Genomic DNA, 13,922 nt, shown 5'->3' on the forward strand with positions numbered 1-13,922 from the left:
GCCGATGCTCTACGCTGTTGCTGTTGCTGTTGCTGTTGCCCTTGCTGTTGGCTTGAAGCCCGCCGCAGGCGCGGGGGGCCGGGGCAGAGCCCCGGCCGTCAACCTCAGATCTGCCTGGCCAGGCGTTCGGCCAGTCCGGTGTAGCTGCCCGGGGTCATCTCTCGCAGCGACTGCTTCGCCTCGTCCGGCAGGTCCAGACCTTCAACGAACGCGTGCATCGACTCGGCGGTGATGCCCTGGCCGCGAGTCAGCGCCTTGAGCTGCTCGTAAGGGTTGGGCAGGCCGTGGCGACGCATCACCGTCTGCACTGCTTCGGCGAGCACTTCCCAGGCCGCATCCAGATCGGCATCCAGACGCTGCGGGTTGACCTCCAGTTTGCCGATGCCCTTGGCCAGCGAATCCAGCGCCACCTGGGTGTGGCCAAACGCGGTGCCCAGCGCGCGCAGCACGGTGGAGTCGGTCAGGTCGCGCTGCCAGCGGCTGATCGGCAGCTTGGCGCTGAAATGCTCGAACAGCGCATTGGCGATGCCGAAGTTGCCTTCGGCATTTTCAAAGTCGATCGGGTTGACCTTGTGCGGCATCGTCGACGAGCCGACTTCGCCTTCCTTGAGCTTCTGCTTGAAGTAGCCCAGCGAGATGTAGCCCCACACGTCGCGTGCCAGGTCGATCAGGATGGTGTTGGCGCGGCGTGCCGCATCGCCGATCTCGGCCACGTTGTCATGCGGCTCGATCTGCGTGGTGTACGGATTGAACACCAGCCCCAGGCTGGTGACGAAGCGTTCGGCGAATGCCGGCCAGTCCACATCCGGGTAGCTGGCCACGTGCGCGTTGTAGTTGCCCACTGCACCGTTGATCTTGCCGGTCAGTTCCACTGCGGCGATCTGCCGGCGCTGGCGCTCCAGCCGTGCCACCACGTTGGCCAGTTCCTTGCCCAGCGTGGTCGGCGAGGCGGTCTGGCCGTGGGTACGCGACAGCATCGGCTGGGCGGCCTGGGCATGGGCCAGAGCACGCAGGCTGGCGACGATGCCGTCCAGGCTGGGCAGCAGCACCTCGCGGCGGCCCTGCTCGAGCATCACACCGTAGCTGAGGTTGTTGATGTCCTCGCTGGTGCAGGCGAAATGCACGAACTCCAGTGCCGGTGCCAGCTCGGCATCATCCTTGAGCTGCTCCTTGATGAAGTACTCCACCGCCTTGACATCATGGTTGGTGGTGCGCTCGATCTCCTTGACCCGCGCGGCCTGTGCCGGGCTGAAGCCGTCGGCCAGCGCCCGCAGGCGCTGGGTGGCGCCGGCGGAAAACGCGGCCAGCTCGACAATGCCCGGCTCGGCGGCCAATGCCAGCAGCCATTCCACCTCGACCTTGATGCGGGCCTTGATCAGGCCGAACTCGGAAAAGATCGGTCGCAGGGCATCAACCTTGCTGGCATAACGGCCATCGAGCGGGGACAGGGCAAGCAGCGCGTATTCGGACATGTCGGCAGGGGCAGGCAGAAGCGGCGGGGACAACATTCTAACGCCGCGCAAGCGCAATCGCGCTTACGCCCCACGATTTGCTCTGCAAACTGCGGGTCTCGGCTCATGACCCTCCAGGCCCCCGCGCCTGTCTGAGCGCCCCCTTACCAAGGGGGGCTCTGCTTCGTCCAACAATGCTCATGCCGGATGGGCGAGCGTGACGACCAACGGTCGTCACCTGCCAGAAGCAAGAGCTGGGGCAGGGGCAGGGGCAGGGGCAGAGATGCTGGCCGTCCATGGGGAAGTGTCGAAGGCGGGGCGGGGCGGGGTTGTGGGGACGTCGAGCGCCTGGATGGCGCTCGCCGAGGCACGCAGGAGCAGCTCTTGCCGATCCCCACAACCGCGCACCGCCCCGCCCACCGCAAACCGATGCGCAGCCGACGCTTCGGCAGTTGCTGTGGCTGTGGCTTGCAGCCCGCCGCAGGCGCGGGTGCCGGGCAGCGCCCGGCAATAACGAGTATCGTGAGGGTCTGCCGCCAGCCCGGGAAGCGACACCCTGCCAGCCGCCGCTTCCCTTCCCAAACACGAAGTAGTGCGGAGTCGATGCAATGAGCAAAGCAGCAAGTGAAGGCGTCCGGATCGAACATGACAGCATGGGGGAACTGCAGGTGCCTGCCGGTGCCCTGTGGGGCGCACAGACCCAGCGTGCCGTTGAGAACTTCCCGGTCTCGGGCCAGCGCATGCCGCGCGGTTTCATCCGCGCTCTCGGTCTGGTCAAGGGCGCCGCCGCCGGCGTGAACGCCGAACTCGGCCACCTGCCCGGCAACATCGCCAAGGCCGTGCAGCGTGCTGCCGCCGAGGTCGCGCAGGGGCACTGGGACGATCAGTTCCCCATCGATGTCTACCAGACCGGCTCGGGCACGTCCTCGAACATGAATGCCAACGAGGTCATTGCCACGCTGGCAAACCGTGCTGGAAAAGCGGGGAAAACGCCAGTTCACCCCAACGATCATGTCAATCAGGGGCAAAGCTCCAACGATGTGATTCCCACGGCGCTGCGCGTGTCGGCCGCGCTCGCCGCGCATGAGCAGCTGCTGCCGGCACTGAAACACCTGCGCAAGGTCATCGACCGCAAGGGCCGCAGCCTGCGCAAGGTGGTCAAGACCGGCCGCACCCATCTGATGGACGCCATGCCGCTGACCTTCGAGCAGGAGTTCGGTGCCTGGTCGGCACAGCTGGCCTCGGCCCAGCAGCGCATCGAGGACAGCCTCAGGCGCCTGCAGCGCCTGCCACTGGGCGGCACCGCCATCGGCACCGGCATCAATGCCGACCCGCGCTTTGGCACGCGCGTGGCCAGATCGCTGAAGGCGCAGACCGGCGTGCGTTTTGAAAGTGCGGCCAACAAGTTCGAGGGGCTTGCCGCGCAGGACGATGCGGTGGAGATGTCCGGTCAGCTCAACGCGCTGGCCGTGGCATTGATCAAGATCGCCAATGATCTGCGCTGGATGAACGCCGGTCCGTTGGCCGGGCTCGGTGAAATCGAGCTTCCCGCGCTGCAGCCGGGAAGCTCGATCATGCCCGGCAAGGTCAATCCGGTGATCCCCGAGGCCACGGTGATGGCCTGTGCGCAGGTCATCGGCCACCACACCGCCATCACCGTTGCGGGCCAGACCGGCAACTTCCAGCTCAATGTGACCCTGCCGTTGATTGCCGTTAACCTGCTTGATGGCATCGGCCTGCTGGCCAATGTCTCGCGGTTGCTGGCCGACAGCGCCATCGCCGGCCTGAAGGTGCGCCACGACCGGGTGGCCGAAGCGCTGGCGCGCAATCCGATCCTGGTCACCGCGCTGAATCCGATCATCGGTTACGAGAAAGCGGCTGCCATCGCCAAGCGGGCCTACAAGGAGCAGCGCGCGGTGATCGAGGTAGCGATCGAGGACAGTGGCCTGAGCGAGGCCGAACTGCGCCGGCTGCTCGATCCGAAGGCGCTGACTGCCGGTGGCATTCAAGCCGGTGGCGGCGGTGCGGGCGGCTGACGCAGCGCTGCGACGCACCCCGTAGAGCGGGGCTCTGCCCCGCTGAAAGCGTGCCGCCGCCGCGTACATCCCGGCCCTGGACGCGCGTAAAAAAGAAGGCCCGCGGTCATCCGACCGCGGGCCTCCAGCGCTTGCAGGGCGAGGACACCCTGCTCACACCAACGCTTTACAACGTCATCGGCTTACCAGCCGAAGCCTGCGCCGAAACCGGCCGAGGCTTCGCTGCCGCTGAACGAACCACCCAGGGTAATGGTGGCGCGATCGCTCAGAGCACGCTGGTAGCCCACCGACAGCGCGGACTTGCCGTTCTGGAAGCCGACACCGGCACCTACGCGGTTGGTGGTGTGCACACCGGCGGCGCTGACCGCCATGTTGACCATGGCCGCGTTCATCGCACCCATGCGGTCCATGCGCTTGTCCACGGCCTGGAAGCGGCCGTTGGCCCAGTCACGCTCGGCGGCAAAACGGTCTTCCATCTGGCCCAGGTTCACCGCATCGGTCGGACGGGTGCCGCGGCCCACGTTGCTGACCACGCGCTCGTTGCCTTCCGAACCCACCGAGTACTCGTTGTCACGGTCTGCCGTGGAGCCCTTGCCGATGGCCACCGAATTGTCACCGGTCGCCGAAGCGCCGTCACCGATGGCCACCGAGCCGGCGCCGCCAGCGTCAGCGCCGTTGCCGATGCCGACCGCGCCGGTGCCGTCGGCTGCAGCGCCGTCGCCGATGGCGGTCGAACCGTCACCGACACCACGCCAGTCACCGCCGGTGCCCGGCAGGCCGCCACCCGGGCCGCCGATGCTGCCATCGGCGATGCCCTGCTCGATGGTGCCGACGCGGCCGTCCATCTGGTTCCACTTGGCTTCCCAGTCAGCGTTCATCTGCCACAGCTGACCACCGTTGACCGCTTCGCGGCTGCCAGCGGCAATCAGGCCGTTGCCCAGGTTGGCAATGACGGTGCCGTTGGTGCCGCCCAGGGTGGCACGGTCCAGCGACAGGTCGTCGTACACCAGTGCACCCAGGGCGCGGCCGGTGTTCGGATCAACCAGACCCGAGGCCTTGAGCTGGGCGATGGTGGCCACATCGGTGTCGGCCACGCCGTTGGCCACGCCGCCCAGGCGACGCGCACCGGCGGTGCCGCTCATGTTGACCACATCGCCGCCGACGTTGGCGCCGATGGCAACGCTGCCGGTGGCTGCGTCGTAGGTGACCATGCCGGCCGAACCGCTGCTCAGATCGTTGAACTGCTGGGTCAGGTTGCTGATGTCGCCTTCATTGACGGTCACGCGGCCATCGAGGTTGGCGATGCTGGTTTCATTGGCGCTCACGCGCTCATTGGTGGCGTTGAGCTGCGAGCCGTTGACAGCCTCGTCGCTGGTGGCCGAGACGTCACCGTCAGCCACGCCGGCGATGGTGCGGTTGCCGGCGGTTCCGGCCACATTGACCACGCTGCCCGCCTGGCCGGCGGCCACGTTGACGCTGCCTGCCACCGCATCATAGGTGACGATGCCGGCGGTGCCATTGCTCAGGTCGTTGAACTGCTGGGTCAGGTTGCTGATGTTGCCTTCGTTGACGGTCATGCGGCCGTCCAGGTTGGTCAGCGAGCCGTCGACTGCAGTGAACGCATCACCGGCGTTGTCATAGCTGGTGCCGCCGATGCTGTAGCTCGGCGCGGTGATGCTGCCGTCCGGGTTGACGGCAGCGCCGCCGCCCAGGCCGGCCACCACATCCTTGACCTGGCCGATGTTGGCCGCGTCGTTGTCGGCAGCGCCACGGGCCACGCCGGTCAGGGTACGGTCCACCGCGGTGCCGCTGGCGTCGATGCCGGCGAAGTTGACCGAGGTGCCGCCCTTGTCGCCGCCCACGGTGATTTCACCGGTGGTGGCGTCCTGCTGGACCAGACCGATGCTGCCGTTGCCGATCTGGTTCTGCAGGTCGGTGATGTTGGTTTCGGCGGTCGTCACACGGCCATCGAGGTTGGTGACCGAGGTGTTCAGGTTGGTCACATCGCCCTGCAGGTTGGTGATATCGGTCGTGTTGGCGGCCACGGCCTCGTTGGTGGCAAACAGCTGCGAGCCGTTGACGGCCTCGTCGCTGTCGGCGGCCAGGGTACCGTCGGCCACGCCACTCAGGGTGCGGTTGACGGCAGCGCCGCTGGCATCGACGCCGGCGAAGCTGACTTCGGTGCCTTCCTTGTCGCCGGCCACGGTGATGAGCTTGCTGGTGGCGTCCTGCTGGACCAGGCCGATGCTGCCGTTGCCGATCTGGTTCTGCAGGTTGGTGATGTTGCCTTCATTGACGGTCACGCGGCCGTCCAGGTTGGTGATGTCGGTCGTGTTGGCGGCCACGGCCTCGTTGGTGGCAAACAGCTGCGCGCCGTTGACGGCCTCGTCGCTGTTGGCGGCCAGGGTACCGTCGGCCACGCCGCTCAGGGTGCGGTTGACGGCAGCGCCGCTGGCATCGACGCCGGCGAAGCTGACTTCGGTGCCTTCCTTGTCCCCGGCCACAGTGATTTCACCGGTGCTCGCGTCCTGCTTCACCAGACCGATGCTGCCGTTGGCGATGTTGGTCTGCAGGTTGGTGATATCACCCTGCACGGTGGTCACGCGGCCATCCAGGTTGGTCAGGGCTGCGCCCACGGTGCGTACGGTGGTGCCACCGACGGTGAAGGTCGGGGCGCTGACCGCGCCGGTGGTAGCGTCCACGGTCTGGCCGCCGCCGATGCCGTCGAGAGTGGACTGCAGCTGGCTGACATTGACCGCGTCGGTACGCGCCGCGCCGGCACGCACGCCGGTCAGGATACGCGAGTCGCTGTTGGCATCGCGCAGGCTGACGCTGCCGCCGACGCTGCTGGCTGCCACAGTGATGTTGTTGGTGGTGGCGTCCTGCTGGACCAGGCCGGTGGTGCCGTTCTGCAGGTTGGTGATGGCGGTGGTGTTGCCGGCCACGTTGGTGGTCAGGGTGCTGATGTTGCCTTCAGCGGTGGTCAGCCGGCCATTGGTGGCAAACAGCTGCGAGCCGTTGACGGCTTCCTTGCTGGTGGCCGACAGGGCGCCATCGGCCATGTTGACGATCTTGCGCTGCAGGGTGCTGTTGCCGACGGAAACGGTGTTATCCACGTCAGCGACGGAGTTGGCACCAATGGCCACCGAGTCGGTGGCGCTTGCATTGCCACCATAGCCAATCACGGTAGCCCGAAGACCCGACGCCGAGGTGTCGGCACCAACCGACGTTGTTGCAGAGGAAGTCGCCTTGGCATTGTAGCCAAGCGCAGTTGCGATTGAACTGGTGGCTTTGGAGTTCACACCCACCGCAGTTGAGTAGCCGTTGCCTGCGCTGCCAGCCTCTGCGCTTCCGCCGATGGCGATCGTGTAATTTCCCGACGCGACAGCGGGTGTGTCAACGGTGGGGATTCCAAAGCCGCCGTAGCTGATGTAGCGCTGGTTCTGAACGTCGGTGGCCATCGTGCCAATGCCACCGGCCATGGGCGACATCGTCGAAGCGGAGGTCTCACAGCGCAGCCCATCAGCAGAAATGGTTTCGTTCACACCGCACTGCAGCGGGGCGTCGGCGGCCAGCGCGGCGCCGGCCGGCATGGCAAGGGCGATGGTCATCGCCGCAGCCAGGCGGGTGCGGCTCTTCTTGCCGCGGGCAGCGGCCAGTTCATGGGCCACGGCCCAGGTGCCGGTGGAGATATTGAAAATGAGTTTGTAGACAGCGTTCATGGTTACGTTTCCCTGTTGGTGTGATGTGCAAACGGGCCGGTTGTGTCCGGACGTGACCATGCTGATTGCGGCGATCAATACGAAATATCGGACATGGCTTAATCGATAGGCGAGGCATCCTGTGCGACACGGGTTTTCAGCTGCGGTTTGGCATGGTGTAAACCCAGCCAGCCGCCTGCACGCACGCTGAAACGAACAACGCCGCCCTTGTGGGGCGGCGTTTGGCAGCAGCGATAGGGGCAGATCAGCGCCGGTCAGCGACGATGTTGTTGAAGGTCGCTGTGTAATCCTTGAACTCGGGAATGGCCTGCACCAGGTCGGCCGGGATCGGGCTCATGCCGTCAGGCACGGCAATCTTCACCGGCTTCATGTCCGGATCGGCCGGCGCGTCGGCCAGCGTGTTCTGGCGCAGCACCTGCAGGTGGCCAAACATCTGTTGCAGCATCTGCTGCTGCTCCGGATGCAGCGGAATCAGCACTTCGTCGATCTTCATCTCGCCGCTGGGCAGGATGATGATGTTGGGCGCAGGCTGCCGACGCACGGTGACCAGCTCGTTGCTGACACTGATCTTGGGCTTGCCGCGCTCGGCGCGGTGCTCGCGGTACGTCTGATCGCAGCCGGCAAGGCCCAGGCAGAGCAGGGCGGCCAGCAGCAGGAACAGCTTCTTCATGGCAGTTCTGTACGGTGGGGAAACACCGCATTGTAAGCCGGGCCGCCCGCCGGGGCAGGGTGTGCGCTTTTGTCGCAGGGGCCGCGACCGCGTGCCGGTCAGCGACCGGCACGCGGCGAAGATCACGCGCCGCAACTGTCGATGTCGCTCTGGTCCATCGTGGCGTAAGGCGCGAAGGCTGGCAGCGTGGCGGCCAGTGCCTGCTGGCTGGCCATCAAGGCAGGCATGCGCTCGCACAGTTTGTTGGCTTCAGCCTTGAGCTTGTCGGCCTCGGCATTGACCCGCGCCTCGACGTCCGCCGTGTTGCCATTGAAGATCCCTCGGATGGCCTCACCCGCCGCCCGCGTGCCCAGGTTCGCACCTGCCACGCCGATCTCCATGCCGGCCTCGGCGACCGCCTGGATCTGCTGCCGGTAGGCCAGCAGCTGCGCGCGTTGCTCGGCGGTGGTGGCCACGTCCCTGCCGCTGATCAGCAGATGGCCGTCAGGGGTGATTTCCGCCTTTGGCTGGCCGCTCGCATTCAAGGCGAGGTTGCCGTCCAGCAGCGCTTTGCGCGCCTGGTCGGTGGCGGCCCGCACCGTCTTGCCGAGCGTGGTGTCCGGATTGGCATCGGCGGCCGGCGCGTCGGTATCGCGTCCGCCGCAGGCGGCCAGGGGAAGCGCCAGCAGCAGGGCCGGCAGCAGCATGCGCAGTTTCATCGTGCAGTTCCTTCATGCGTGAGGAAAGAAGACCGGGCGCGTGGCCCGGTGATGTCAGCGTTTGGGCAGGCTGACGGTGCCGGTCACGGCCTTGTGGCGGACGTCGCCGCTGCCGCTGCGGGCCACAGTGAGGTTGCCGCCTACGCCGTCGACGGTGATGTCGCCCGAGCCGTGGGCACGCACGTTGACGTTGCCGCTCACCGCCCGCAGCTTGACATCGCCCGAACCGACCACGCCGATCTCGGCGTTGCCGCGAACCGTACGCGCATCCAGCTCGCCTGAGCCCATCACATCCAGCTTGAGCGAGCCGCCGATGTCGGACAGCGTCACATCGCCCGACCCGATTGTGCCGATCTCCACGTTGCGGACGATGTTGCGGATCTGCGCATCACCCGAGCCCAGCGCCAGCAGCTGCACGCTCTCACCGCCGTCGATCTCCAGATCGCCCGAGCCGACCGTGGCGTGCAGCGTGCCACGCGTGCCGCTGGCCACCACATCGCCAGAACCGATGTCGATGCTCATCGAGGCAGCACCGCTGACCCGGGCATCGCCGGAGCCCACTTTCAGCTGCACCGGCACGTTGGCCGGGATGCTGCCGCTGACATCCAGCCACGCATAGTGCTGGCCAAGGTTGATGCCCGGCTGGGTGTCGCGGCGCAGGGTGACGATCAGCTTGTCGCCCTGGCGGCGCTGGGTGAGGCTGAGCTGGGCAAGCAGGGCCTCGCTGGAGGCGCAGGCGCGGCCGCCGAGTCGTGCTGCACTGCCGTCGGCGCGCACGTCCAAATCGTGCTGGTTGACTTCCAGCACCACCGCGCGGGCGTCGCCGACCTGCAGTGGCAGGTCCAGTGTCCTGGTAAACCGGCAGGGTGCATCGTTGGCCAGCGCGGACAGCGGCAACAGCAGCAGGGCAGAACAGAGGATCAGTGAACGCATGGTGGTCTCTCCTTGAGTCAGATTTCGCCGGCGCGGCGGCGCAGTGCGATGGCCAGGACAATCATCACCGCGCCGGCCAGCACGCCAAACCACAGTTCCGGCGTTGCCAGCGTGGCAAGGCGGGTCGAGGGGCCCAGCAGTTCGGCGATGCTGGAAGTCTGCTGGCCAAGCTGCATCAGGTTCTCCCGGTACAGCGCGTCGATGCCCGGCACAGTGCCCAGCAGGGCGCGGCCCACCACATGCTTCCAGAACCAGCCGGCGCTGCCGCCGAACAGACTCAGAACCTTGGTGGTGCTGAGCACCGCACCGGCAAACACCGGCAGCAGCACCGCCCACAGGAACGGCTTGTTGCGCGCCCAGGCCGAGCACAGCATCAGCCAGCCGACGGTAGGCAGCGACCACAGTGCATACACCGGAATCCAGGACAGGTAACCGGCGACCACTTTCAGCGGGCTCGACGGGCCCCATACCGTGGCCATCGGGTCGGCGCCGTGGAACATCGCCACCAGGCCCAGCAGCAGCAGGCAGGCCAGCAGGGTCAGCAGGGCAGCGGCGGTAGCGATCACCGGGGCCAGCAGGGTAGCGCTCAGTACCTTGGACAGCACGGTCTGGGTGTCCGACAGCGGCAGCGACTTCCAGAACAGGATGCTGCGGTCGCGACGATCATCGTACAGCGCGCCCAGGCAGTAGAAGAACACCACGAAGGCCAGCACCACGAACGGCCAGGAGGAGGTGATGATGGCCACCCCGTCGATGCCGTTGGCCAGGTCGGCGCGACCAGCGGCATCCAGGTTGCCGACCAGCAGGTTCAGGTCCAGCCCGTTGACGCTGATCTTCTCGTTGGCCACGTGCAGGTTGCCGCTCTCGGCGGCACGACGCAGGGCGAACAGGCTCAGCACCAGACCGATGCCGGTCATCAGCAGCGAGACCAGCCCGGCGATGACCGGGGCGAGGAAGAAACCGCCGCGGTTTTCCCAGTATTCGCGCTTGATCAGCCAGCGCAGGGTGCCCAGCGGGCTGACCGGATGAGTGAGGGCGTTCATGCGTAGGTTCCCTTCATGATGGCGACAAACAGGTCGGCAAGGCCCGGGCTGCGGGTCTCACCCAGGGCGGCCAGCTGCTCTGGCGCGGCGTTGTCATACAGCAGCACGCTCTTGCCGAACGGCAGCGCGCGTTCGTCGATCGGCCGCAGGGCACGGGCGTTGTCCAGCTGGTCGGCGTTGACCAGCACCTCGGTGTAGCGCTGGCCCAGGTTCTCCATGTCGGCGGTGAGTACCACCTTGCCGTCACGGATGAACATCACATCGGTGAGGATGTGCTCGACTTCCTCCACCTGGTGGGTGGTGATGATGATGGTCTTCTGCTCGTCGAAATAATCCTCCAGCAGGCGCTGGTAGAACTCCTTGCGATACAGGATGTCCAGGCCGAGAGTGGGTTCGTCCAGCACCAGGATGCGCGCATCGATGGCCATCACCAGCGCCAGGTGCAGCTGTACGATCATGCCCTTGGACATCTCTCGCACACGCTGCTTGGGCTGCAGTTTCGTGGAGGCCAGGAAGCGCTCGCAGCGGGCACGGTCGAATCGCGGGTGCACGCCGGCGACGAAGTTGATGGCATCGCGCACCTTCAGCCAGCGCGGCAGGACTGCCACGTCGGCGATGAAGCAGATGTCATTCATCAGCGCATCGCGATGCCGGCGCGGGTCCTGGCCAAGCACGCTCAGCTCGCCTTCCACGGAGCTCAGGCCGAGCACGGCCTTGAGCGCGGTGGTCTTGCCAGCGCCATTGGGGCCGATCAGGCCGACAATGCGGCCTGCTGGAATGCTGAAGCTGGCATCGTCCAGCGCGAGGCTCTTCTTGTAGGCCTTGCGCAGGCCGCGGGCGGTGATCACATCCGAGCTGACGGCGTTCATTCGGTCTTCCCCTTGGGCAGCAGGTCGTGGAGGTCCAGGCCCAGCCGTGCGATCCGCTCCAGCACGGCCGGCCATTCTTCATTGAGGAACCGGTCACGCTCGCTGCTGCGCAGCTGGCTGGCGGCCTGTTCGGTCATGAACATGCCCAGGCCGCGGCGCTTCTCCACCAGGCCCTCGTCGGCGAGTTCCTGGTAGGCGCGTGATACGGTGATCGGGTTGAGCTGGTAGTCGGCGGCCACCTGGCGCACCGAGGGCAGGGCGTCGCCCGGTTTGAGGATGCCGTCGAGCATCATGGCAATGACACGCTCTTTGAGTTGGCGGTAGATTGGAGCGCCGTCGCTCCATTGAATATCGCTCATGGTCAGCTCCGGGAATTCAGCGACTGTGCGAATGAGAAGTACGGCATAGACAGGGAGCTGTTCAGCCGACGCGGGGGGGAGGGTGCCGTTGGGGCGCGTCCTGCTTCCGGCGATGAAGCGTCCTGCACCTGGGCGGCGTCGGGTGCGTTTGCGGCCTGCGAGGCCAGACGCATCATTGCCGTTGCCATGCAACCGGCCAGCAGCAGCAGGGCCGCCGCCGTCATGGCAGGGCTTGCATGGCGAGAGTGAATCGCGATCATCTGCTGCCTCTGTTCCGGGTTGCTGGTGTTGTATGCAACTATAACACCGACACGCCTCGATGCAACATCTGATTTACCCAACTGATGGCAGGGGCCGGGCCGGGCCCCGTAGAAGCGGACCGCTGCGGCCATCGGCGGGAGCCGACCCTTGTCGCATATGGCTCCGGCGGTCTCTGGCGCCGGTGCTATAGTTCGCGCCGATGCCCGCGAGGGGCGACCTCCCGATCAGGAACCCGCCATGTTCAAGCGTTTCTCCGCCCGCCTACTGCTTGCCGCCGGGGTGCTGCTGGCGGTGCCGGCCTTCGCGACCGATCTGCTCGACGTTTCCTACCGTCCGCTGGCCGGCAAGGAGCCGGTGAACCTGGAGCAGCGTTACCGCGGCCAGGTGCTGCTGGTTGTCAACACCGCCAGCAAGTGTGGCTTCACCCCGCAGTACGAAGGGCTGGAGAAGCTGAACCAGGACCTGAAAAACCGTGGCTTTGCCGTACTGGGCTTCCCCTCCAACGACTTCAAGGGCCAGGACCCGGGCAGCGAGCAGGAGATCCAGGAGTTCTGCACGCTGACCTACGGGGTCAAGTTCCCCATGTTCGAGAAGGTCCATGTCATCGGCGCGCAGGCCACCCCGCTGTACCAGCGCCTGACCGCAGCCAGCGGCGTGGCGCCGGCATGGAACTTCCACAAGTATCTGATCGGCCGCGATGGCCGCTTGATCGCCCAGTTCCCGAGCCGGGTCACGCCCGATGATCCGCAGCTCAAGGCCGCCATCGAGCGTGCGCTGGCCGCGCCCCGTTCTTGAAACCGGGCAGGCATGCCTCGACATCCATGGCATGCGTGCGACAATGAACGCTTTCACGCCGACGTCGGCGAACAGTCACTTCCAGGAATGCACGAATGAAGATGGGAATGCGTAAGGCCGCGGCGTCGGTTCTGATTCTGGCGATGGGCACCAGCGGTGTGGCCCTGTCGCAACAACCGGCCGCTGCACCCGCAGCTGCCGCCAAGGAGAAAGCAACGTTGGATTCCAAGCAGAAGCTGGGTTACGCGATCGGTACCGACGTGGCCAAATCGCTGGAGCAGATCAAGTCGCACATCGATCTGGCCGCCATGCAGCAGGCCGTGCAGGCTGTTTTTGAAGGCAAGACCCCGCTGATCACCCAGGAAAAGGCCCAGAAGGTCGATGGCGATCTGCGCAAGGTGATGGCCGTGGCCGCAGGTCAGCAGGTCCCGGGCATGGCGCCGGGCAGCGCGCCGCCGGCGGTGGACAAGAAGGACGTCGGCCTGATGCTGGGCAGCTACATGGTGGGCCCGTCGCTGGCGCAGCTGAAGGACGACATCGACCTGGCTTCGCTGTTCGACGCTGTTGGCGTTGCCTTCAATGGTGGCCAGCCGAAGATGAGCGAACAGGAAGCCGCCTCGACGCTGCAGGCCTTCATGGGCCGCAAGCAGGCCGAGATGCAGGAAAAGGCCGCCAAGGCCGCGCAGACCAACCGCGAGGAAGGCAATGCATTCCTGGCCGCCAACAAGACCAGGCCGGGTGTGGTGACCACTGCCTCGGGCCTGCAGTACCAGGTGATCCGCCCGGGCAGCGGCGAGCGCCCGATGCCGACCAGCAAGGTCAAGGTCAACTACGAAGGCAAGCTGCTGGACGGCACCGTCTTCGACAGCAGCTACCAGCGCGGCCAGCCGGTCGAGTTCGGTCTGAACCAGGTCATCGCCGGATGGACTGAAGGCGTGGCGCTGATGCCGGTCGGTTCCAAGTACCGCTTCTGGATCCCGGGCAATCTGGCCTACGGCGAGAATGGAACTCCCGGTGGCCCGATCGGCCCGAACGCCACCCTGACGTTCGACGTTGAACTGATGAGCTTCACGCCGTAAACGACG

Annotated in this window: 11 protein-coding genes; 3 read left to right on the forward strand and 8 right to left on the reverse strand. The window is 66.1% G+C overall.

The features are described 5' to 3' along the window. Positions 1-104: 104 nt before the first annotated feature. Positions 105-1,472, reverse strand: a complete 1,368-nt coding sequence (purB, locus tag RZA67_RS06330; protein WP_317211791.1) for an adenylosuccinate lyase — start codon at positions 1,470-1,472, stop codon at positions 105-107. Positions 1,473-2,059: 587 nt separating this feature from the next. On the opposite strand from purB, the gene RZA67_RS06335 reads away from it, so the two are divergent. Beyond that, positions 2,060-3,487, forward strand: a complete 1,428-nt coding sequence (locus RZA67_RS06335) for a class II fumarate hydratase (RefSeq protein WP_317211793.1) — start codon at positions 2,060-2,062, stop codon at positions 3,485-3,487. Between the two features lie 182 nt (positions 3,488-3,669). Here RZA67_RS06335 and RZA67_RS06340 read toward each other — a convergent pair whose 3' ends face one another. The 7 genes from RZA67_RS06340 to RZA67_RS06370 all read right to left on the reverse strand — a co-directional run bounded on the left by RZA67_RS06340 (position 3,670) and on the right by RZA67_RS06370 (position 11,781). Beyond that, positions 3,670-7,209, reverse strand: a complete 3,540-nt coding sequence (locus RZA67_RS06340; protein ID WP_317211794.1) for an ESPR-type extended signal peptide-containing protein — start codon at positions 7,207-7,209, stop codon at positions 3,670-3,672. Between the two features lie 244 nt (positions 7,210-7,453). Beyond that, a complete protein-coding gene (locus tag RZA67_RS06345) occupies positions 7,454-7,879 on the reverse strand; it encodes a hypothetical protein (protein ID WP_317211795.1) in 426 nt (141 codons plus the stop codon). Positions 7,880-8,001: 122 nt separating this feature from the next. Next, positions 8,002-8,577 (reverse strand): hypothetical protein, encoded by a 576-nt coding sequence (locus RZA67_RS06350; RefSeq protein WP_317211796.1) that lies wholly within the window; start codon positions 8,575-8,577, stop codon positions 8,002-8,004. A gap of 54 nt (positions 8,578-8,631) precedes the next feature. Further along, positions 8,632-9,510 (reverse strand): DUF2807 domain-containing protein, encoded by an 879-nt coding sequence (locus tag RZA67_RS06355; RefSeq protein WP_317211797.1) that lies wholly within the window; start codon positions 9,508-9,510, stop codon positions 8,632-8,634. A 17-nt stretch (positions 9,511-9,527) separates the two neighbouring features. Further along, a complete protein-coding gene (locus RZA67_RS06360) occupies positions 9,528-10,553 on the reverse strand; it encodes a hypothetical protein (protein WP_317211798.1) in 1,026 nt (341 codons plus the stop codon). Then, positions 10,550-11,422: an ABC transporter ATP-binding protein gene (locus RZA67_RS06365; RefSeq protein ID WP_317211799.1), complete on the reverse strand. Its 873-nt coding sequence runs from the start codon at positions 11,420-11,422 to the stop codon at positions 10,550-10,552. Before RZA67_RS06365 ends, RZA67_RS06360 begins: the two co-directional genes overlap by 4 nt. Beyond that, entirely contained in the window at positions 11,419-11,781 is a 363-nt protein-coding gene (locus RZA67_RS06370; protein WP_317211800.1) for a GntR family transcriptional regulator, read from the reverse strand. The genes RZA67_RS06365 and RZA67_RS06370 overlap by 4 nt, the downstream gene beginning before the upstream one ends. Positions 11,782-12,279: 498 nt before the next feature. On the opposite strand from RZA67_RS06370, the gene RZA67_RS06375 reads away from it, so the two are divergent. Then, positions 12,280-12,837: a glutathione peroxidase gene (locus tag RZA67_RS06375; protein WP_317211801.1), complete on the forward strand. Its 558-nt coding sequence runs from the start codon at positions 12,280-12,282 to the stop codon at positions 12,835-12,837. A 95-nt stretch (positions 12,838-12,932) separates the two neighbouring features. After that, the gene (locus RZA67_RS06380; RefSeq protein ID WP_317211802.1) at positions 12,933-13,916 is read left to right on the forward strand and encodes an FKBP-type peptidyl-prolyl cis-trans isomerase; all 984 of its coding nucleotides are present in this window, start codon (positions 12,933-12,935) and stop codon (positions 13,914-13,916) included. Positions 13,917-13,922: the final 6 nt, after the last annotated feature.

Source organism: Stenotrophomonas sp. C3(2023), from assembly GCF_032911385.1.
Classification (GTDB): domain Bacteria; phylum Pseudomonadota; class Gammaproteobacteria; order Xanthomonadales; family Xanthomonadaceae; genus Stenotrophomonas.